Source organism: Pseudomonas sp. SDI, from assembly GCF_003105155.1.
Taxonomy (GTDB): Bacteria; Pseudomonadota; Gammaproteobacteria; order Pseudomonadales; family Pseudomonadaceae; genus Aquipseudomonas.
The window spans coordinates 65,496-86,347 of sequence record NZ_QETK01000011.1 but is presented as its reverse complement, the minus strand read 5'-3'; the positions used below and the strand labels follow the sequence as shown (position 1 = coordinate 86,347).

The 20,852-nt window shown below is 61.9% G+C and carries 23 protein-coding genes; 11 read left to right on the top strand and 12 right to left on the bottom strand.

Going from position 1 to position 20,852, the window contains the following annotated elements; genetic code table 11:
• Positions 1–69: 69 nt before the first annotated feature.
• From DCO48_RS09595 to DCO48_RS09565, 7 genes are all read right to left on the bottom strand, one after another.
• A complete protein-coding gene (locus DCO48_RS09595) occupies positions 70–255 on the bottom strand; it encodes a hypothetical protein (RefSeq protein ID WP_116550421.1) in 186 nt (61 codons plus the stop codon).
• Between the two features lie 76 nt (positions 256–331).
• Positions 332–1,690 (bottom strand): flagellar hook protein FlgE, encoded by a 1,359-nt coding sequence (gene flgE, locus DCO48_RS09590; RefSeq protein WP_116550363.1) that lies wholly within the window; start codon positions 1,688–1,690, stop codon positions 332–334.
• Positions 1,691–1,718: 28 nt separating this feature from the next.
• On the bottom strand, positions 1,719–2,447 hold the full coding sequence (gene flgD / locus DCO48_RS09585; RefSeq protein WP_116550362.1) for a flagellar hook assembly protein FlgD: 729 nt from the start codon (positions 2,445–2,447) through the stop codon (positions 1,719–1,721).
• Positions 2,448–2,462: 15 nt separating this feature from the next.
• Positions 2,463–2,906 (bottom strand): flagellar basal body rod protein FlgC, encoded by a 444-nt coding sequence (flgC, locus tag DCO48_RS09580; RefSeq protein WP_116550361.1) that lies wholly within the window; start codon positions 2,904–2,906, stop codon positions 2,463–2,465.
• A 3-nt stretch (positions 2,907–2,909) separates the two neighbouring features.
• Positions 2,910–3,317 carry a flagellar basal body rod protein FlgB gene (flgB, locus tag DCO48_RS09575; protein ID WP_116550360.1) on the bottom strand — a complete coding sequence of 136 codons (408 nt, stop codon included), beginning with the start codon at positions 3,315–3,317 and terminating at the stop codon, positions 2,910–2,912.
• 291 nt (positions 3,318–3,608) lie between these two features.
• Positions 3,609–4,436 carry a protein-glutamate O-methyltransferase CheR gene (cheR, locus tag DCO48_RS09570; protein WP_116550359.1) on the bottom strand — a complete coding sequence of 276 codons (828 nt, stop codon included), beginning with the start codon at positions 4,434–4,436 and terminating at the stop codon, positions 3,609–3,611.
• A 51-nt stretch (positions 4,437–4,487) separates the two neighbouring features.
• A complete protein-coding gene (locus tag DCO48_RS09565; protein WP_116550358.1) occupies positions 4,488–5,417 on the bottom strand; it encodes a chemotaxis protein CheV in 930 nt (309 codons plus the stop codon).
• A 72-nt stretch (positions 5,418–5,489) separates the two neighbouring features.
• Between DCO48_RS09565 and flgA the strand changes: the two genes are divergently transcribed.
• The 4 genes from flgA (at position 5,490) to DCO48_RS09545 (ending at position 8,060) form a co-directional block, all read left to right on the top strand.
• Positions 5,490–6,242: a flagellar basal body P-ring formation chaperone FlgA gene (flgA, locus tag DCO48_RS09560; protein WP_116550357.1), complete on the top strand. Its 753-nt coding sequence runs from the start codon at positions 5,490–5,492 to the stop codon at positions 6,240–6,242.
• A 165-nt stretch (positions 6,243–6,407) separates the two neighbouring features.
• Complete coding sequence (gene flgM, locus DCO48_RS09555) at positions 6,408–6,725, top strand: flagellar biosynthesis anti-sigma factor FlgM (RefSeq protein ID WP_116550356.1); 318 nt, start codon at positions 6,408–6,410, stop codon at positions 6,723–6,725.
• Positions 6,726–6,770: 45 nt separating this feature from the next.
• Positions 6,771–7,238, top strand: coding sequence for a flagella synthesis protein FlgN (locus DCO48_RS09550; RefSeq protein ID WP_116550355.1), 468 nt, complete (start codon positions 6,771–6,773; stop codon positions 7,236–7,238).
• A 78-nt stretch (positions 7,239–7,316) separates the two neighbouring features.
• Entirely contained in the window at positions 7,317–8,060 is a 744-nt protein-coding gene (locus tag DCO48_RS09545) for a flagellar brake protein (RefSeq protein ID WP_116550354.1), read from the top strand.
• Positions 8,061–8,136: 76 nt separating this feature from the next.
• On the opposite strand, the gene DCO48_RS09540 is transcribed toward DCO48_RS09545, so the two are convergent.
• From DCO48_RS09540 to bkdR, 3 genes are all read right to left on the bottom strand, one after another.
• Positions 8,137–9,465 carry an MFS transporter gene (locus tag DCO48_RS09540; RefSeq protein WP_116550353.1) on the bottom strand — a complete coding sequence of 443 codons (1,329 nt, stop codon included), beginning with the start codon at positions 9,463–9,465 and terminating at the stop codon, positions 8,137–8,139.
• A gap of 76 nt (positions 9,466–9,541) precedes the next feature.
• A complete protein-coding gene (locus tag DCO48_RS09535) occupies positions 9,542–10,783 on the bottom strand; it encodes a glutamine synthetase family protein (RefSeq protein ID WP_177410600.1) in 1,242 nt (413 codons plus the stop codon).
• A 306-nt stretch (positions 10,784–11,089) separates the two neighbouring features.
• Positions 11,090–11,575: a Bkd operon transcriptional regulator BkdR gene (gene bkdR / locus DCO48_RS09530; RefSeq protein WP_116550351.1), complete on the bottom strand. Its 486-nt coding sequence runs from the start codon at positions 11,573–11,575 to the stop codon at positions 11,090–11,092.
• A 201-nt stretch (positions 11,576–11,776) separates the two neighbouring features.
• On the opposite strand from bkdR, the gene DCO48_RS09525 reads away from it, so the two are divergent.
• Genes DCO48_RS09525 through lpdA form a run of 4 tightly spaced genes read left to right on the top strand, consistent with a single transcriptional unit; the run spans position 11,777 to position 16,750 of the window.
• Positions 11,777–13,009 carry a 3-methyl-2-oxobutanoate dehydrogenase (2-methylpropanoyl-transferring) subunit alpha gene (locus DCO48_RS09525; RefSeq protein ID WP_116550350.1) on the top strand — a complete coding sequence of 411 codons (1,233 nt, stop codon included), beginning with the start codon at positions 11,777–11,779 and terminating at the stop codon, positions 13,007–13,009.
• A gap of 1 nt (position 13,010) precedes the next feature.
• Positions 13,011–14,069: an alpha-ketoacid dehydrogenase subunit beta gene (locus DCO48_RS09520; protein WP_116550349.1), complete on the top strand. Its 1,059-nt coding sequence runs from the start codon at positions 13,011–13,013 to the stop codon at positions 14,067–14,069.
• Positions 14,070–15,359 (top strand): dihydrolipoamide acetyltransferase family protein, encoded by a 1,290-nt coding sequence (locus DCO48_RS09515; protein ID WP_116550348.1) that lies wholly within the window; start codon positions 14,070–14,072, stop codon positions 15,357–15,359. It abuts the gene before it with no gap.
• Between the two features lie 2 nt (positions 15,360–15,361).
• Complete coding sequence (gene lpdA, locus DCO48_RS09510) at positions 15,362–16,750, top strand: dihydrolipoyl dehydrogenase (protein ID WP_116550347.1); 1,389 nt, start codon at positions 15,362–15,364, stop codon at positions 16,748–16,750.
• A 65-nt stretch (positions 16,751–16,815) separates the two neighbouring features.
• Here lpdA and DCO48_RS09505 read toward each other — a convergent pair whose 3' ends face one another.
• Both DCO48_RS09505 and DCO48_RS09500 read right to left on the bottom strand, forming a co-directional pair.
• Positions 16,816–17,538, bottom strand: a complete 723-nt coding sequence (locus DCO48_RS09505; RefSeq protein ID WP_116550346.1) for a TylF/MycF/NovP-related O-methyltransferase — start codon at positions 17,536–17,538, stop codon at positions 16,816–16,818.
• A complete protein-coding gene (locus tag DCO48_RS09500; protein ID WP_116550345.1) occupies positions 17,535–18,401 on the bottom strand; it encodes a hypothetical protein in 867 nt (288 codons plus the stop codon). Before DCO48_RS09500 ends, DCO48_RS09505 begins: the two co-directional genes overlap by 4 nt.
• A gap of 407 nt (positions 18,402–18,808) precedes the next feature.
• On the opposite strand from DCO48_RS09500, the gene DCO48_RS09495 reads away from it, so the two are divergent.
• The 3 genes from DCO48_RS09495 to dmeF all read left to right on the top strand — a co-directional run bounded on the left by DCO48_RS09495 (position 18,809) and on the right by dmeF (position 20,824).
• The gene (locus DCO48_RS09495; protein WP_116550344.1) at positions 18,809–19,396 is read left to right on the top strand and encodes a hypothetical protein; all 588 of its coding nucleotides are present in this window, start codon (positions 18,809–18,811) and stop codon (positions 19,394–19,396) included.
• A gap of 223 nt (positions 19,397–19,619) precedes the next feature.
• Positions 19,620–19,895 carry a metal/formaldehyde-sensitive transcriptional repressor gene (locus DCO48_RS09490; RefSeq protein WP_116550343.1) on the top strand — a complete coding sequence of 92 codons (276 nt, stop codon included), beginning with the start codon at positions 19,620–19,622 and terminating at the stop codon, positions 19,893–19,895.
• Positions 19,896–19,915: 20 nt separating this feature from the next.
• Entirely contained in the window at positions 19,916–20,824 is a 909-nt protein-coding gene (gene dmeF / locus DCO48_RS09485) for a CDF family Co(II)/Ni(II) efflux transporter DmeF (RefSeq protein WP_116550342.1), read from the top strand.
• The last annotated feature ends 28 nt before the right edge of the window (positions 20,825–20,852 follow it).

Genomic DNA, 20,852 nt, shown 5'->3' with positions numbered 1-20,852 from the left:
GCCGGCAGGCTTTTTAAGCAATTACTGTGGGAGCCAACGTTGCCGGCGAGGGGTGCTGGCTCCTGCCCCTCAGGGCCGGCAAGCACCATTGTTGAACGGCCCGGCAAAGCGCTTCCAGCCCTCCCCCGGCGACCACTGCGAACACACCAGGCGGCCATCGGCCTGACTTTCCCAGCTGTACCAGGCGGCCATATCGGCCCAGGCCAGCGCCGACACCGCCAGTGCCCCGAGCACGACCACCGTCAGTTTTTTCATCATGGGTTTCACCTCGAAAAAACGACAAACCCCTTCCGAGAAAGGGGCTTGCACGCATCGCGACGTCAGCAGCGCATCAGGTCATCTGAATGATGGTTTGCATGATGGTGCTTTCGGTGGAGATGGTCTTGGCGTTCGCCTGGTAGTTGCTCTGCGCCTTGATCAGCTCGACCAGCTCTTTGGTCAGGTTGACGTTCGAGGCCTCCAGCGAGTTCGACGAGATCGAACCCAGGGTGCCGGTTTTCGGTGCGTCGATGCCCGGGATGCCCGAAGAGAACGTCTCCTTCCAGCGCGTGCCGCCCATCTGCTCCAGGCCTTGCTCGTTGGCGAAGCTGGCAATCGCTACCTGGCCAATCGCACGCGACTGCTGGTTGCTGAAGCTGGCGAACATGACGCCGGTGGAGTCGATGCTCAGGTTCGACAGGATGCCGGTGGCATAACCGTCCTGCGACTGCGACAGACGCGTGGTTTCGGTGTTGTACGACGTGGTCGAGCCCATGGCCAGACGCATGCCGTCGGCGTTGCCTTCGGAACCGTTCGGGCCCCAGGTCTGGGTGACCGGGTTGTACACCGACGGTACCCAGCCTTTGAGGGAGAAGGTGTTGTTGGTGACCACGAAGTCGGTGCTTGGCGGCGTCCAGGACTCACTGCCGGTCATCTGCTTGACGCTGCCATCCGGGTTGAAGGAGATGGTGCCTTCATACGGCGTGGTCAGGGTGGCGTCCTTCGGGTTGCGACCGTCGACCAGGGTGTACATGGTCCACTGGTTGTCATCGGTCTTGCGATAGTACTGCTGGATAACGTGCTGGTTACCCTGACTGTCGTAGATCGGCGTGTCGAAGCGCTTGGTGTAGGTCGTTTCATCCAGCGGATCGAACGGCACTGGAAGGGTCCCACCCGGGTTGGCCGGGTCGGGCTTGGTCAGCGGAATACTGGGAGCCGACGAGTTCAGGTTGATACCCTGGTCGATCAGCGAGGTGGCCTTCGGGGCCAGCGCCGAGGTGTCGATCTTCAGGTCGGTGAGCACACCCTTGATGATCTTGCCGTTGGCATCGGCCGCGTAACCTTGCAGACGGACGCCGTCGGAGGTAACGACGTAGTTGTCCTTGTCGGTCTGGAATGCACCGGCACGGGTGTAGCTCAGCGAACCGTTGTCGCTCAGCACGAAGAAGCCCTGGCCGTTGATGCCGAGGTCGAGCACGTTGCCGGTGTTGTTGACATCGCCCTGGCCGAACTGCTGGGAAACCGCAGCCAGGCGCACACCGTTACCGATGGTCTTGCTGCCCACACCCAGCTTGCTGGCCGAGTACACGTCTTCGAATTCCGCACGGGACGATTTGAAACCGGTGGTCGCGACGTTGGCGATGTTGTTGCCGGTGACGTCCAGTTGTTTGCTGGCTGCATAGAGACCGCTAAGGCCGATATTGAATGACATCTTTCACTCCTTGTGCCGTTAGCCGGCTCTATATACCGATGGTTTGGACTTTGGACAGCGCAATGCTGCCCAGGCCGGCGAGGTTGAGCATCATCTCGCCGCCGGTCTGACTGATGGTCACGCTGCTGACGGTGGCCGGCAGCATGGTGTACATCTCGAGCGCCTTGCCTTCGACGGTGGTCGTGGCCTTGAACGTATAAGTGCCCGGGTCGACTTTCTCACCCGCATCGTTGGTGCCATCCCAGATAAAGTCGGCGTTGCCGGCTTTCTGTTCGCCCATCTGGATGGTCTTGATGGTTTTGCCGTCCTTGTCGGTGATGGTCACGGTGCAGTTGCTCAGCGACTGCGGCACGACCACCTTGCCGGTAAAGCTCTTGGTGGTGTCGACCACGGCCTTGTCGTTCACGGCGATCACCGAGCGACCGACCAGCGACGACGCCTGCAGCGCCTGCGACGACTTGAAGCTGCCGGCAATGGTGTTGACCGACTCGTTCAGCGTGGTAATACCTTCCAGGCTGCTGAACTGCGCCAACTGGGCGACGAACTCGCTGTTGTCCTGCGGATCGAGCGGATTCTGGTTCTGCATTTGGGTAACCAGCAACTGCAGGAACGCATCTTTGCCGAGGGCGTTCTTGTTGGCGCCGGTCTTGCTGTTGGTTGCCGAAGCAATGCTGCTGGTGTCCTCGGCTTTCTTCGACGACGCCTTGATCACGTCGTTGAGGTTCACCCCGGAGGTCGTATCGTTAACACTGGCCATTGGCTTGGTTCCTTATCACTGACCCAGGGTCAGAACCTTCTGCATCATGGTTTTGGCGGTGTTCATCAACTCGGCGTTGGTCTGGAACGAACGACTGGCCGAAATCATGTCAGCCATTTCCTCGACCACATTGACGTTCGGGTAGTAGACGTAGCCGTCCTTGTTCGCCGCCGGGTGGTTCGGCTCGTAGCGCGCCTCAAGGTTGCTCTGGTCCTCGACCACGCCGAGCACCTGCACGCCCTGGCCGGCCGCGCCCTGATCCTGGAACAACGACTGGCTGGCACCGGCCTGGGCCTGCTGGAAGGTAGTGGCGAACACCGGGTGGCGGGCGCGGTAGGTCTGGTCGATGCTCGAAGAGACGGTTTCGGCGTTGGCGATGTTCGATGCGACGGTGTTCAGACGGGTGGTCTGCGCGCTCATGCCGCTACCGGCGATGTTGAAAACACTGGCGAGGGACATGGATTACTCTCCGCGCAGGGCCGATACCAGCCCTTTGAATTTACTGTTGAGCAGCGTGAAGCTGGCCTGGAAGCCGACGGCGTTTTCGGCGTAGCTCGATTGTTCGAGCTGGGCGTCGACGGTGTTCTGGTCGATCGACGGCTGCATCGGCGTGCGGTACTGCAGGCTCTCGTCGGCCATCGCCAGGCCTTCGGCCTCGATATGGCGGCTGTTGGTGCGGTCAAGGGCGAAATGGCCGTTGGCGGTTTTCGCACTCTCGGCGGCGAGCACGGAGGAGAAGTCCATGTCGCGCGCCTTGTAGTTCGGCGTGTCGGCGTTGGCGATGTTGTTCGCCAGGACTTCGGCGCGCTGGGCGCGGAAGCCCAGGGCCTTTTCATGGATGCCGAGCGCTTTGTCGAAACTGATGCTCATATCGGGGAAACCTTGAAGGTTGACCAGAGGGTTCGTTGCCGAGGATAGAGCAAGCTCCGTGCCAGATTTTGAAAGTCAATGAATACGGGGGTTTGAGAGGATTTCCGCGGGCGGCAATGCCAGAAAAGCGGCAAAGGCTTTCCGCCGGGTGTCAGCAAAGCGGCAATTGCCGGCCCGAGGCGGCCGGGTTCGCCACCCTGCCCGGCCTTCGCAGCCCCCTCGCAAGCGCAACGCAGAAAAAAGGCCGGCATCTGTCGATACCGGCCTTTTTGCACATCACGTCAACTCACATCACTTCGCCTGGTAAATGATCCCCGGACTGCACTGCACCATCTGGTAATGATCCGGCAAGCCATTGAGCGCTTCCGACGCCCCCAGGAACAGATAACCACCCGGCTTCAGGGTGCTGTGAATGCGCATCAGGATGTCTTTCTTGACCTGCGCCGAGAAATAGATCAACACGTTGCGGCAGAACACGATGTCGAACTTGCCCAGGCTCGCGTAGCTGTCGAGCAAGTTGAACGAACGGAACTCGACCCGACTGCGGATCGGCGCCTTGACCGCCCAGCGCCCCGGCCCTTTCGGGTCGAAGTAACGCTGCAGGCGCTCCTGCGACAGGCCTCGGGCGATCGCCAGGCTGTCGTACTCGCCGGTTTTGCAGTTGGCCAGCATCGACCCGGAAAGATCGGTGGCGACAATCTGCGCCCCCATCTTCAACTGACCAATGTTGCTGCGCTCGAACTCGTCGATGGCCATCGAGATCGAATACGGCTCCTGCCCCGACGAACAGGCCGCCGACCAGATCCGCAGGCGCTGCCCCGGGTTGGCCTTGATCTGCTCCGGCAATACCTTGTTCTTCAACACCTCGAAGGGGTAGGTATCGCGAAACCACAAGGTTTCGTTGGTGGTCATGGCATCGACCACCATTTCGCGCAAGCCACTACGCGGCTGGCTTTGAATACGCTGCACCAGTTCGCTCAACGACTTGATGCCCTGCTGCTCCATCAGCTTGTTGAGACGGCTGGACACCAGGTATTGCTTATTTTCGCCCAGCAGGATGCCACAGGCTTTTTCCAGGAAGACCCGGAACTGTTCGAAATCCAAATTACCCGTAGACAATGATGCCGCCTCTTAAATCGTGTGTAACGCCAGGGGCCGGGCCCCTGGCCGTTAGTGCGTAGCCTTGATCCGGTCGACCACCCGCTGGGCGAGATCGTCCGGCCTGAACTTGGCGAGGAAGTCGTCCGCACCGACCTTCTTGACCATCGCCTGGTTGAATACCCCAGACAACGAAGTATGCAGGATGATGTGCAGCTTTTGCATGCGCGGGTCGCTGCGGATCTCTGCCGTCAGGGTGTAGCCGTCCATTTCCGGCATCTCGATGTCGGAAATCATCATCAGGAACTCTTCCTCCGGCCGCTTGCCCTCGTCGACCAGCTTGCGCAGGTAATCGAGCGCCTGCCGGCCATCGTTGAGCGCCACCACCTCGACCCCCACGGTCTGCAGGCAACGGCTGACCTGCTTGCGCGCCACCGACGAGTCGTCGACCGTCAGCACCCGCAGCAACACGGCCTTGTCCTGCACCTCGGCATCGACCACACCGGCGGAAATCGCCTCGGAGGTCGGCGCCACTTCGGCGAGGATCTTTTCCACATCGATGATTTCGACCATTTTGTTGTCAACCCGGGTCACTGCCGTCAGGTAGTGATCGCGCCCGGTGCCCTTGGGTGGCGGGTGGATCTCCTCCCAGTTCATGTTGACGATGCGCTCCACCGAATGCACCAGGAAACCCTGGGTCTTGGTGTTGTATTCGGTAATGATGACAAAACTCTTGCTGACGTCTTCACTGAGACCGGGCAACCCGGTCGCCATCGCCAGATCCAGGATCGGGATGGTTGCCCCTCGAATATTCGCGACACCGCGCACTACAGGGCTGGACTTGGGCATTACGGTCAGGTTCGGGCATTGCAGCACTTCCCGGACCTTGAACACGTTGATCCCGTACAGCTGATTGCCATTGAGGCGAAACAGCAGCAGTTCGAGACGGTTTTGCCCCACCAGTTGCGTGCGCTGGTTCACCGAATCCATTACACCAGCCATGCCAGACTCCTTCACCAACGCTTTGGGCCTTCGTACCGCTTAGTCGGCACGCGCCTTGCTTTTTTTAATCGTATGAACACGAAAACGACATTTTTCCGACGCCTGACCTGCCTGCCCGGCTTCCTTGCTGCGCTGTGCCTGCTGCTGACCCCTGGCGTTCGTACGCTGGCTGACGCTTTCACCTTGCCTGAACAGCTTATCGGTGTCACCCAGGGGTTTCTTGAATTCACCGTAGAAGACTATCTGGCCACCAGCCAGACCGAGGGTCGCTACGAGATCCAGGTCAATTCGCTCGACCCGCGCCTGCGCATGCCGTTATGCGACCAGCAGTTGGCCGCCTCGCTGGAGAGCCCTGCCCAACCGCTGGGGCGGGTGACGGTGCGGGTACGCTGCGACGGCAGCTCACCGTGGACGGTGTTCGTCCCGGCGCAGGTACGTTTATTTCGCAATGTGGTCACCGTCGCCCGCCCGCTCAAGCGCGAATCGGTGATCGGCGAACAGGATGTCAGCCTGCGCGAGCGCGACGTCGGCCTGCTCAACCAGGGCTACCTGACCTCACTGGACCAGGTCGTCGGGCAAAAACTGATCCGACCAACGGTCACCGACCAGGTCCTGACCCCACTGCACATCGAACAGGCCGAAATGATCCGCAAGGGCGATCACGTGGTGATCACCGCACGCACCGGCGCCCTCAGCGTGCGCATGCCCGGTGAAGCCCTGAGCAAGGGCAGCCTGAGCGAACAGATCCGGGTGAAGAACCTGAATTCCAGCCGCGTGGTCAAGGCCAGGGTCACCGGGCCGGGCCAGGTAGAAGTGGCCATGTGACAACTGAGGTAATGAAAGCTAGCGATCAGGAACTGCTTTTCCTAAACTGTGTCCCAGTTGGGTTGTCGGGCTTGCCGCGCGTACCACGATGTATTTGCGCCTAAAGTTTCTTTCGGGTTGGCCGAAAACAAGGCAAGCGTCCAAACACCCAGAGGTTTTCTGATCATGGTCATCGACTTTAGTCGTTTGAATAACTCCCCGTCCGTGACGGGCGGTGCCCGCACCGACAGTGCCAAGGCCAGCGCCAACAGCGCCGAGCCGGCAACTGCCGCCAGCGTCGGCAACGCCAGCCAGAGCGGTGAAGCCGTACACCTGAGCCACGAGGCCCAGCAGTTGCAACAGGTCAGCGACAAGCTGCGCGACCAGCCGATTGTCAACAGCGCCCGGGTGGCGGAGTTGAAACAGGCCATCGCCGACGGCAGCTACCAGGTCGACAGCGCCCGGGTCGCCAGCAAACTGCTTAATTTCGAAGCCCAGCGCTAGCCCCTGGCGCGCTGACTTCAGGACGCTAGAACCCAAGAGCCAGCCATGCACGACACTACTCTGCTGCACATGATCGAGAGCGATATTGCTCCAGCGCAACAACTGCTTGACCTGCTGCGCGAAGAAGCCATCGCCCTGCACGGTCGGGACATGCCTCTGCTTGAGGACATCCTGGCGCACAAGCAATCGCTGGTAGTTCTGCTCGATCAACAGGGTCGGCGTCGTAGCGAAGCGCTGGTCAGCCTCGGCCTGAGCCCGGACCGTGCTGGTTTCGAGGAGCTCGCCAGGCAGTCGCACCTGGGCCCGCAATTGCTTGAACAGCTGGAAATACTGGCAGGCATCATGAACGAGTGCCAGCTCGTCAACGAACGCAACGGCCACGCCATCCTGCTACAGCAGAGCACCACCGCCAACCAGATCAGAATCCTGCAGGGCGGCGAAGCGCCCACCCTGTACGACGCCCGTGGCGCCACTTCGCCACTGGCTCAGCATCGCGCACTCAGCCAGGCGTGAGCCCCTATCAAGACACGGAACATGCTGGCAGAATGCCGGCAATTGCGTGTGTCGTTTTTGCCTGGAGATTCATCAACCGTGTTCAATGACGTAGAAGCTCCGCAGCCTCCGAAGGTCTTCAGTACACCTTTGGAAATTGCCGCCAACTTGCGGATGCTGCAAGAGAGCCATGATCCGCTGATCATCACCTTCCATGAACGCAGCCAGCGTTTCCAGAGTTATGTGGTCGCGGTCGACCGCGACAGCAACAGCTTCGCCCTCGACGAGATGATCCCGCGCGACGGCGAGCGCTACCTTGAAAGCGGCGAGCCGTTTCGCATCGAAGGCTTCCACGATGGGGTAAGAATCGCCTGGGAATGCAACCAGCCGATGACCATCGACGCCTCGGGCGACACCCGCTGCTACCGCGGCGCGCTGCCCAGCGAAGTGACCTACCACCAGCGCCGTAACGCCTTCCGTGCCGCCCTGAAATTGACCCAACTGGTCGACGTGGCCTTTGACGGTGAAAAGCTCAAGGGCCAGGGCGCGATCAAGGGCAAGCTGCTGGATATCTCCGCAACCGGCTGCAAATTGCGCTTTGAAGGCGACATTGAAGAGCGCCTGCAGTTGGGCCAGGTCTATGAGAAGTTTTCTGCGGCGGCACCACTGGGCTTGTCCCATGTCATGGTCGAGCTGCGTCACCTGCATTTCGAAGAGCGCCTGAACGCGACCTTCGCCGGTGTGCGCTTCCATAACCTGAACGGCCAGATGCAACGCAAGATCGAGAGTTTTGTCTACCAGCTGCAGCGCGAAGCGCGGCGGTTCGACAAGGACGATTACTGAGTTCGACCCCAGGCCCTTTCGCGGGACGAGCCCACTCCCACAGGTCATGTGCTGTTCCTGTGGGCGCGGCCCGCTGCTACACCGAATCAGGCTTGACCGACTCTTCCGACACCAGCGTTTCTTCCCCCTCGGTATCTTCCCCACCCACCGGCGCGTGCATCTGGTCTTTCACCACCTGCTCGTCCACCCGTGGGTCCAGCGCCGCCGCCAATGGCGAGTTGGCTGCCGGCATCGCAACGTGGTGCAACGGCGCATCGTCGACCTGGTGCAAACCGGTAACCGCCTTCGGCCGGATCCGCCATACCAGCACCAGCGAGAAGAACACGAAGAACGCATACAGCATCTGGTCGCCCAGGGTCTTCATCAGCACACCTGCCACCAACGGGCCGATACTCGCGCCCACCCCGTAGGTCACCAGCAGCATCGCCGTCAGCGATACGCGCCGCTCGCCTTCGACGTGGTCGTTGGAAAACGCCACCGCCAGCGGATACAGGCAGAACTGCAACAGGGAGACGAGGAAGCCGGCGGCAAACAGCACCTGCAGCGGCACACTCGGCATGATCGCCAGCGGCAAAGCGGTGATCGCCAGCCCTACCGCCACGCTACGGATCAGTACCGCACGGTCGTAGCGGTCGGACAGCCAGCCCAGCGGCCACTGCACCAGCAACCCGGCAAAGATGCAGCAGCCCATGAAAATACCCACCTGCTCGGTGCTCAGGCCCTGCTTGGACGCATACAGCGGCGCCAAGCCATAGAACGAACCGACGATCAGCCCAGCACCCAGCACCGTGCTCAACGACTGCGGTACCCGCTTGATAAAGAAGCGTGGCTCCATCGGCGCCGGGCGCAACGGTGCCGGGTGGATGCGACGAGTCAGCGCCACCGGCACCAGGCACAAGGCAAAGCACATGGCCACCAGCATCAGCAGTTCAGGCCCTAGCTGCGGGTGCACCACCAGGATCAGCTGACCCAGCACCAACCCCAGGTACGAGGCAATCATGTAACCGCTGAACACCGCCCCCCGCTGCTTCGCGTCGGCCTGCTCGTTCAACCAGCTCTCGATGACCATGTACTGGCACATCATGCCAAGGCCGACGATCATCCGCAGAACGATCCAGGCCGGCAGCCAACTGCTCAGACCGTGGCCAAGTACCGCTGCACCGACAATGCCGGCGCAAGTGGCGTAAGCACGAATATGCCCGACTCGGGCAATCAACCGGTGACCGATCTTGCCGCCCAGGGCCAAACCGAAATAGTTCGCCGCCATCAACGCCCCCACCCACAGGCTGTCGACCTGATCGGCTGCCAGGCGCAGGGCCAGGTAGGTGCTCAACAGGCCCGAGCCGATCAACATCATCAGTGCGGCAAAATACAGCGCGCGAAAAGACTTCCAGATATTTCGCATGAGCGTCCCGAACGGCTCCTTGGGCAGGTGGAAAACTGCTTGAAAGCATAAGTGATAAATCTGCCGGCGCCGGACTTTAAACCGGCGCAGCCAGCACGCGGCGCTCCCAGGGGGTGATCTCGTCGAAGAAACTCGTCAGTTCCAGGGTCTTCGAGGCAATGTAGCCTTCGACGAACTCGCTGCCGAACAGTTCCCGCGCCAGCTGGCTGCGTTTCAGACGCTCCAGGGCAGCATGGAGGGTACATGGCAGGGAAAGATTCTCTGGCACCTCGAACTCGCCCTGAATAGCCGGCGCCGGCTGCAATTGCTGTTCGATGCCATAGAGGCCGGCAGCCAGGCTCGCGGCGATGGCCAGGTACGGGTTGGCGTCGGCGCCCGGCAGGCGGTTCTCGACCCGACGCGCGACCGGCGAGCTCGCCGGAATCCGCAGGCCGGCGGCGCGGTTATCCTCCGACCAGCAGGCATTGTTCGGCGAGGCATAGGGATGGCACAGCCGCTGGTAGGAGTTGACGTTCGGCGCGAACAGCGCGGTGAACTCGGCCATGCACGCCTGCTGGCCGCCAATGAAGTGATAGAACGCCGGTGTCGGCTGGCCTTGGGCGTCGCTGAAGACGTTCTGCCCGGTACCGCTGTCGACCACACTCTGGTGAATGTGCATCGAGCTGCCCGGGGTTTTCGCCAGCGGTTTGGCCATGCACACCACGGTCACGCCATGCTTGAGCGCGACTTCCTTGAGCAGGTGCTTGAACAGCAGGGTCTGGTCGGCCAGCAGCAACGGATCACCGTGCAGCAGGTTGATCTCGAACTGGCTCACGCCCATTTCGTGCATGAAGGTGTCGCGCGGCAGACCGAGCGCCGCCATGCACCGGTAGACCTCATTGAAGAACGGTCGCAGGCCGTTGTTGGAACTGACGCTGAAGGCCGAGCCGCCGTCTTCGCGGCGACCGTCCAGGCCCAGCGGCGGCAGGAACGGCTGGCGCGGGTCCGGGTTGGCGGCAAAGATGAAGAACTCCAGCTCGGTCGCCACTACCGGGGCCAGGCCCAGGGCGGCATAGCGAGCGATCACCTTCTTGAGCAGGCCGCGCGAAGACAGCCCGGAACTTTCACCATTGAATTCGACCGCATCGCAGATGGCCAGCGCGCGCGGCTCGTTGCTCCAGGGCAGACGGTGGATCTGCTGCGGGTCGGCCACCAGGGCCAGGTCGCTGTCGTCGCTGCCGTAGAACCGCGCGGGCGGATAGCCGCCCATGATGCACTGCAGCAGCACGCCACGGGCCATCTGCAGGCGCCGGCCGTCGAGGAAGCCTTCGGCAGTCATTACCTTGCCACGGGGCACGCCGTTGAGGTCTGGCGTGATGCATTCGATCTCATCAATGCCCGTCAATCGCTCGGCGAGTGAACATTGGCCATTGGTCGTCATGACTCTATCCTTTTTATTGTGCGCATGCCGGGGACGGCGACCTTCACAACATAGGCTGGAGGTGTTCATTATTTCAAGCATTTACGCACGATTTCGAGGCCTCATCGCAGGGCGAGTCCGCCCCCACAAAAGCGGCGAAAAACCTTGTGGGAGCGGGTTCGTCCCGCGATTGAGCGCGAAGCGCTCGTAACTTTTAATGCACAGCTATTCGCGCAGCGTCAGCCCATTGGCCGGCAACGGCAGCGCGGTCTTGTAGCGCACCTGCTTGAGGGCAAAGCTGGAACGGATGTTGGCCACCCCAGGCAAGCGCGTCAGGTAGTCGAGAAATCGCTCCAGCGCCTGGATGCTCGGCAGCAGCACGCGCAGCAGGTAATCCGGGTCGCCGGTCATCAAGTAGCACTCCATGACCTCGGGGCGCTCGGCAATCTCCTCCTCGAAGCGATGCAGCGACTGCTCCACCTGCTTCTCCAGGCTCACATGGATAAACACATTGACGTCCAGGCCGAGTACATCCGGCGCCAGCAAGGTTACCTGCTGGCGAATCACCCCGGATTCTTCCAGCGCCTTGACCCGGTTGAAACACGGCGTCGGCGACAGGTTCACCGAGCGGGCCAGCTCGGCGTTGGTGATCCGGGCGTTTTCCTGGAGGCTGTTGAGAATGCCGATATCGGTGCGATCAAGTTTACGCATGAGACAAAATCACCTGCTTCTTGTTCTTTTGCAGAATATTTATCCGCAAGGCCCGACAAAGGCAACGAACTTGAGAAAAATATTCTTCGGCGTCGCGAATATCATGTAGGACAAGACTGACTCTCTGGTCACAAGCCGGGTCTCAGTAGCGACCGCTTCAAAGCTCAACAAAAACACAAGACAGAGCGAGCGTAAAACAGCATGAACGAGTACGCCCCCCTGCGTTTGCATGTGCCCGAGCCTACAGGCCGGCCAGGCTGCCAGACTGATTTCTCCTACCTGCGGCTGACCGATGCCGGCCAGGTTCGCAAACCCCCTATCGATGTCGAAGCGGCCGATACGGCCGACCTCTCTTCCAGCCTGGTCCGCGTACTGGACGATAAAGGCAATGCCGTCGGCCCCTGGGCCGAGGACATCGGCCCGGACATCCTTCGCGAAGGCATGCGCACCATGCTCAAGACCCGGCTGTTCGACAGCCGCATGGTGGTGGCCCAGCGCCAGAAGAAAATGTCCTTCTACATGCAAAGCCTTGGCGAAGAAGCTATTGGCAGCGGTCAGGCGATGGCCCTGAACCGCAGCGACATGTGCTTCCCGACCTACCGCCAGCAGAGCATCCTGATGGCCCGCAATGTGTCGCTGGTCGATATGATCTGCCAACTGCTGTCCAACGAGCGCGACCCGCTCAAGGGCCGCCAGCTGCCGATCATGTATTCGGTACGCGAAGCCGGCTTCTTCACCATCAGCGGCAACCTGGCGACCCAGTTCGTCCAGGCCGTCGGCTGGGCCATGGCCTCGGCGATCAAGGGCGATACCAAGATCGCCTCGGCCTGGATCGGCGACGGTGCCACCGCCGAGTCGGACTTCCACACGGCCCTCACCTTCGCCCACGTCTACCGCGCACCGGTGATCCTCAACGTGGTCAACAACCAGTGGGCAATCTCCACCTTCCAGGCCATCGCCGGGGGTGAATCGACCACCTTCGCCGGACGTGGCGTGGGTTGCGGGATCGCCTCGCTGCGGGTCGACGGCAACGACTTCATCGCCGTCTACGCCGCCTCGCGCTGGGCCGCCGAACGTGCCCGCCGTGGCCTCGGCCCAAGCCTGATCGAATGGGTCACCTACCGCGCCGGCCCACACTCGACCTCGGACGACCCGTCCAAGTACCGCCCAGCCGACGACTGGAGCCACTTCCCGTTGGGCGACCCGATCGCCCGTCTCAAACAGCACCTGATCGCCATCGGCCACTGGTCGGAGGAAGAGCACCAGGCGGTCAGCGCCGAACTGGAAGCCGAGATCATCGCCGCACAGAAGGAGGCCGAGAAATACGGCACCCTGGCTGGCGGCCAGATGCCAAGCCCCGCCTCGATGTTCGAGGACGTTTACAAGGAAATGCCGGAGCACCTGCGCCGGCAGCGCCAGGAACTGGGGATCTGAGATGAACGATCACAACAACCAAATCCAGTTGGAAACCGCCATGGCGACTACCACCATGACCATGATCCAGGCCCTGCGCTCGGCCATGGACATCATGCTTGAGCGCGACAACAACGTCGTGGTCTACGGCCAGGACGTCGGCTACTTCGGCGGCGTGTTCCGTTGCACCGAAGGCCTGCAGGCCAAGTACGGCAAATCGCGGGTGTTCGATGCCCCGATCTCGGAAAGCGGCATCGTCGGCACCGCCGTCGGCATGGGCGCCTACGGCCTGCGCCCGGTGGTGGAGATCCAGTTCGCCGACTACTTCTACCCGGCCTCCGACCAGATCGTGTCGGAAATGGCCCGCCTGCGCTACCGCTCGGCCGGCGAGTTCGTGTCACCGCTGACCCTGCGCATGCCGTGCGGCGGGGGCATTTATGGCGGGCAGACACACAGCCAGAGCCCCGAAGCGATGTTCACCCAGGTCTGCGGCCTACGCACGGTGATGCCGTCCAACCCGTATGACGCCAAAGGCCTGTTGATCGCCTCGATCGAGAACGACGACCCGGTCATCTTCCTTGAGCCAAAACGCCTGTACAACGGCCCGTTCGACGGCCACCACGACCGCCCGGTAACCCCGTGGTCGAAACACCCGGCCGCCGCCGTACCCGAGGGCTACTACACCGTACCGCTGGACAAGGCGGCGATCACCCGCCCGGGCAAGGCGGTGACCGTGCTGACCTATGGCACCACCGTGTACGTGTCGCAAGTGGCTGCCGAGGAAACCGGCGTCGATGCCGAAGTCATCGACCTGCGCAGCCTCTGGCCACTGGACCTGGAAACCATCGTCGAGTCGGTGAAGAAGACCGGCCGCTGTGTGATCGTGCATGAAGCCACGCGCACCTGCGGTTTCGGTGCCGAGCTGGTGGCGCTGGTCCAGGAGCATTGTTTCCATTACCTCGAAGCCCCGATCGAACGCGTCACCGGCTGGGACACTCCCTACCCGCACGCGCAGGAATGGGCGTATTTCCCCGGCCCCTCGCGAGTGGGTGCGGCATTGAAACGGGTCATGGAGGTCTGAATGGGCACGCACGTCATCAAGATGCCGGACATTGGCGAAGGCATCGCACAGGTTGAACTGGTGGAATGGTTCGTCAAAGTCGGCGACACCGTTACTGAAGATCAGGTAGTCGCCGACGTCATGACCGACAAGGCCACCGTGGAAATCCCCTCGCCGGTCAGCGGCAAGGTGCTGGCCCTGGGCGGCCAGCCTGGCGAAGTCATGGCGGTTGGCAGCGAGCTGATCCGCATTGAAGTCGAAGGTGCCGGCAACCTCCAGGAGGGCACCAGCAAGCCCGCCGCTGCTCCGGCAGCAGCGCCGGTCGCCAGCCAGCCGCAGATACAACCGGCGCAGCCGGCTGTGGCCGCCAAACCGGCCGCGGCTGCCGCACCCGTCAGCGAACACCGCGTCGCGCCGATCGTGCCACGCGAAGCCAACGAACGCCCGCTGGCCTCGCCGGCGGTGCGCAAGCGCGCCTGGGATGCCGGCATCGAGCTGCGTTTCGTCCACGGCAGCGGTCCGGCCGGGCGCATCCTGCATGAAGACCTCGACGCCTTCCTGGCCCAGCCGACCACCCAGAGCCAGGCGGCACCCGGCGGCTACGCCAAGCGCAACGATGCCGAGCAGATCCCGGTAATCGGCCTGCGGCGCAAGATCGCCCAGCGCATGCAGGATGCCAAACGGCGCGTGGCGCACTTCAGCTACGTCGAGGAAATCGACGTGACAGCCCTCGAAGAACTGCGCGTACACCTGAACAAGAAACACGGCGACAGCCGCGGCAAACTGACCCTGCTGCCGTTCTTGGTGCGGGCCATGGTGATCGCTGCACGCGAATTCCCGCAGATCAACGCCACCTACGACGATGAAGCTCAACTGATCACCCGCCACGGCGCAGTGCACGTCGGCATCGCCACCCAGGGCGACAATGGCCTGATGGTTCCGGTACTGCGCCATGCCGAAGCGGGTAGCCTGTGGAGCAACGCCAGCGAGATCTCGCGCCTGGCCAACGCGGCGCGCAACAACAAGGCCAGCCGTGAGGAGCTGTCCGGCTCGACCATCACCCTGACCAGCCTCGGTGCCCTCGGCGGGATCGCCAGCACGCCGGTGGTGAACACCCCGGAAGTGGCGATTGTCGGCGTCAACCGCATCGTTGAACGGCCGATGGTGGTCAACGGCCAGATCGTCGTCCGCAAGATGATGAACCTGTCCAGTTCGTTCGATCACCGGGTGGTCGACGGAATGGACGCCGCGCTCTTCATCCAGGCCATTCGCGGCCTGCTCGAACAACCTGCCAGCCTGTTTGTGGAGTGACCATGCAGAACCTGACTACCACCCTGTTGATCATCGGTGGCGGCCCTGGCGGCTACGTGGCCGCGATTCGCGCGGGCCAGCTGGGCATTCCGACCGTGCTGGTCGAAGGCCAGGCGCTGGGCGGCACCTGCCTGAACATCGGCTGCATTCCCTCGAAAGCGCTGATCCATGTGGCCGAGCAGTTCCACCAGACGCAGCAGCACAGCCAGCACTCGAACCTCGGCATCAAGGTCTCGGCACCGAGCCTGGACATCACCCAGAGCGTGGCCTGGAAGGATGGCATCGTCGACCGTCTGACCAGCGGCGTCGCCGCCCTGCTGAAAAAGCATGGCGTGCAGGTGATTCATGGCTGGGCGAAGATCGTCGACGGCAAGCATGTCGAAATCGACGGCCAGGACATCCGCATCGAGTGCGAGCACCTGCTGCTGGCCAGCGGCTCCAGCAGCGTCGAGCTGCCCATGCTGCCGTTCGGTGGTGCGGTGATTTCTTCCACCGAGGCCCTGGCGCCGCGCAGCCTGCCCAAGCGACTGGTCGTGGTCGGCGCCGGCTACATCGGCCTGGAACTGGGTATTGCCTACCGCAAACTCGGCGTCGAGGTCAGCGTGGTCGAAGCGCGTGAGCGGATCCTGCCGACCTACGACAGCGAGCTGACCCAGCCGGTGGCCGAGTCGTTGAAAAAACTCGGTATCCAGCTGTACCTCCAGCACAGCGTCGAAGGCTTCGATGCCGCCAGCAACACCTTGCAGGTCCGCGCCCCGAGCGGCGAGACGCTGGCCCTGGCGACCGACCAGGTACTGGTTGCGGTTGGCCGCCGGCCGCGCACCCTGGGCTTCAACCTGGAAGGCCTGGCGCTGAAGATGAACGGTTCGGCAATTGCCATCGACGAGCGCTGCCAGACCAGCATGCGTAACGTCTGGGCGATCGGCGACCTGAGTGGTGAACCGATGCTTGCGCACCGGGCCATGGCTCAGGGCGAAATGGTTGCCGAACTGATCGCGGGCAAGCAACGCGCCTTCAATCCGACAGCCATCGCGGCCGTGTGCTTTACCGACCCGGAGCTGGTGGTGGCCGGCCTGACCCCGGAAACCGCGCAGCAGCAAGGGCTGGACTGCATCGTTGCGCAGTTCCCGTTTGCCGCTAACGGCCGGGCCATGACCCTGGAATCGAAAAGCGGTTTCGTGCGCGTGGTTGCACGCCGCGACAATCACCTGATTCTGGGCTGGCAGGCGGTCGGTGTGGGTGTATCGGAGCTGTCCACGGCGTTCGCCCAGTCGCTGGAAATGGGCGCACGCCTGGAAGACGTGGCGGGCACTATCCATGCCCACCCGACCCTCGGCGAAGCGGTGCAGGAAGCGGCACTACGTGCCCTTGGCCACGCCCTGCACCTGTAGCGCTTGAAACGCTGAAATGCAAAACGGCCGCCCATTGGGCGGCCGTTTTGCATTGCGTTACAGGCTCAGACGCGGAAGTAGCCCACGGAGGAGTCGAACGGCAAACGCTTGAGCTCGATCTTGTTCAGGTCGAGCACATCGCGCAGGGCAGCTGTTTCGCCCGGGAAGTTGCGATAGGCCACTTCGTCGAGTACCACGATGGCGCCCTTCGGCATGTACGGCAGGAAGGTTTCCAGCGCCACCTTGGTCGACGAGTACAGGTCGGTGTCGAGGATCAGCATGGCCACGACCAGGTCCGGACGGGTCTTGACGAAGGCCGGCACGGTTTCCAGGATGTCGCCCTTGACGATCTCGCAACGCGGGATGCGGTTGACCGGACGAATCAGGTCGTTGGCATCGATCATGTCCTGGATCAGCGACTCGTCGGTGTCGGAGAACATGCTTTCGTTGATGTCGCTCGGGTCTTCCTTGGCGTCGATGCTGGCAAAGCCCTGGAAGGTGTCGAAACCGATGATCGAACGGTTGATCGCATACGGTTCGAGGATCATCGACAGCTGCATGTAGAGCATCAGCGAGTTGCCTTTGTAGACACCGCATTCAACGATGGCGCCTGGAATGTCCTGGACCATCTTGAACAGCTCGATGCGCGACAGCGCAGCGGTGACCGCGATCCGGTTGGCGAACACGAAAGGCGCATCGGCGACGTATTGGGCGTCGACGCGGCTCAGCACACTGGCGCGCTTTTCGTTGTACTCGACCTCGGCAGCGGTCAAACGACGCTTGGTCATGGGTTAACTCCCTGGAATTGCGAAAAGTCGCTGGCGTGGAAAAAGTCTTTGAAGCCGGCGTGGCCGTCGACGCAACCGTTGTCGACGTTCGGCGCACCGCGCTTGCTCATCAGGTCCTGCAGGTGCATCAGGCGGAAGTCCACGCTGAAACGCACCTTGTCGGTGAAGTTGGCGACTGTACCGTGCAGGTGCGAGCCAGAGAAGATCAGCATTTCGCCACTATTGGCGGCAACGCGGATTTCCGACTGGTTGTCGATCTCTTCCAGGGGCACCGGGTGCACGCGGGCTTCCTGGGTAATGTTGTCCTTGGCCTTGTGCCGCTGCACGTTGATCCAGTCGTTCAGGCTCCAGCTCGACGAACTGTTGTGCACCGGGCGCTCGAAGTAGCCCGGATTGATCATCATGGTCTGCTCGGGCTCGATGGTGTACACCGGCATCCAGGTGTTCAACTGGCAGTCCGGGCTGCCGTACCAGGTGTCGCGGTGCGCCTTGTAGGCATAGCTGACGCCGGCGTGCAGGTAATCGTAGTTGGGCACCACGCGCACCCGTGGCACGTCGAAGATGTAGTCCTGCGGATCGGCACCGATTTCACGGATGAAATCGCGGATCAACGCCTTGGCTTGCGGGCCATTGGTGAACTGACGCTTGAGCGCGGTAACGCGCTCGACGAAGGTTTCCACCGGCATCATCTTGTGCAGCGACTGGTGGTCGGTTTCGCCGTCGAAGGCGGCGGTGATGCTGTGACGTGCCAGGGCGCAGAGTTCATGTGCGGTGCGCTGGCTGGTTTCGAGGAAGATATCGCCCTTGTAGACCGCTTCCCGGAACGCCGGCTTATGTTGCACCTGATTGACGTAAAAATTCATGTTTGCCCCTTCATGTATCCATGGAGAGCGGTCCTCGCCACAGCCGGCGTCTTCGGCTGACGATACGCGCAATTAAGTGGACGCAAGGCGACGCGGTCCTGTCACGCAGACAGTGACTTCAAATTTTTTGCGATTCGCTGAACAAGCCTGAATCGAGTGACAGATTGATCGGCCTGGGCGCGGGAAACTTTAGGTGCCGGTGTACCGATCGTCCGGCCAGGGCCCACCCGGTTGCCGCTGGCGGCAAGCAAATGCCCCCGCGAGGCAATCGGCAGCAGCAGTATGCCCGCTCGCCCACGGCGCGTATGCCCGGCCCGACGGCACGCGGCGGCTTTTTCGACAGCTGGCACAGGAGTTGCTGCCCTCCCCTGGCAATTACCCTGCATCCCATCAAGGAGAACGATCAGGTGAGTATCGTCAATGCCAATGGCTGGCCGCCAGCACTGGTGACCCAACCCCGCCAGGTCAGCGCGCTTGCGCCGGCCGAGCCCGCTGCCACTTACGTGCCACAACACGCCTCGGCGGTCGCTTCGGCGTCGAACACCCAGGCTGGCAACAGCACTTCGCAGCAGTCCTACCAGGATGCCGAAGACGAAGCCTTCGCCAAGCTCAAGGTAGCCCTGCAGAACCCGGGCAAACTGCAGGAGTCGGAATCGGCAGACACGCCAAAGACCGCTGCGCAGGAATTCCGCGAGTACATGGCGCTGTCGCCAGAGGAAAAAATCCGCCAGAAAATGCTCAATGAGCTCGGCCTGACCGAGGAGGCGTTCAAGGCGCTGCCGCCGGAAGAGCAGTACAAGGTCGAGCAGAAGATCACCCAGCGCATGAAAGAGGAAACCGAGCAGGAATCCCTGGCCAACCTTCAGCCACAGCTGGAGGCGATGATGGCCTCGCAGAAGATACTGGCCGCAATGACTAGCGAGCAGGCCGGCAGCGTCAGCCGCCAGGCGCCGCAGTGGAAAGACCCGCACGACATCGAACAGGCCGCAAGCTGACACGACAAGGCCCGGGCAGCAATGCCCGGGCCTTGCTCATTCAGCGCTCAAGCGACGATCAAGGTCGCCGGATCGGCTGCCGCCCAGGCACGGTGCAATCAACGCACGCCATCCGCCTCGCCTTCTTGCCAGCCCTTGGCAACAGCAACCTCTTCGTTCGCCCCTTGTATAGGCATAGGGGGTATGCCTATCATGACCAAAACATAGGTAGTGGGGGTATATTTTGGGCCATATAGCAGCCAACAAAGACGCTCTTCTCAAGCGAGTCAAACGTATTGCCGGACAAATCCAGGCCATTGAGCGGGCACTGGAATCGGATCTCGATTGCGCCAATACCCTGCACCTCGTTGCGGCTACTCGCGGCGCCATTAACGGCTTGATGGAAGAAATCATCGAGGACCACGCGCGCGCGCATGTCGCGAACCCTGCGCTCAGCGAAGAGGAGCGCAACAAGGGTGTCGAAGAGCTTCTCGAAGCCATCCGTCGCTATTCCAAATGACAGCATCCAGGAATACCCCCATGAGCAGCCCCCACAGCAATCACACACATAGCCACCTGTTCCTTGGCTCAGCGCACGACCAAAATGCCAACCGTACGCTTTGGGTGGTAGCACTGACCGTGGTGATGATGGTTGGCGAGATCACCGCCGGCTATATCACCGGCTCGATGGCGCTACTGGCCGATGGCTTTCACATGGCGACGCATGCAGGTGCATTGGGCATCGCCGCGGCCGCCTACGGCTACGCAAGACGGCACGCTTGCAACCCTCGCTACAGTTTCGGAACCGGAAAGGTTGGCGACCTGGGCGGGTTCGCCTCGGCGCTGATTCTCGGCATGGTCTCCCTGGGCATCGGCATCGAGTCTGTCCTGCGCCTCTTGCAGCCAACGACAGTCGACTTCGGCACCGCCACGCTCATTGCCATCGCCGGTTTGATCGTCAACATTGTCAGTGCCCTACTGCTGGGCCACGGACACAGCCATGAACATGGCCATGCCGATCACAGGCACGGCCACGACAACAACCTGAAATCGGCCTATGTCCACGTCATCGCAGACGCGCTGACTTCAGTCCTGGCAATTGTTGCGCTGCTCTGCGGCCGGTATCTCGGCTGGGTATGGCTGGACCCGGCAATGGGCATCGTCGGCGCCATTGTCATTGCACGCTGGGCATGGACCTTGATGGGCGCCAGCGCAGCTGTACTGTTGGATCAGACCGACGCACACGTTGCCGAGGAAATCCGCGAACGGGTCGAGACCCCGGGAGATGCCACCATCACGGACCTGCACGTTTGGCGGGTTGGACCGGAAGACCACGCGGCCATCGTCAGTGTGCTTGGTCAGGCAACTGTAAACGCCGACAGCATTCGTGAGCGCCTCAAACCTGTGCACGAAATCGGCCATCTGACGGTCGAGTTTCGCACAGCCTGATTCATCGGCGCTTAGGCGCCTGGCAATA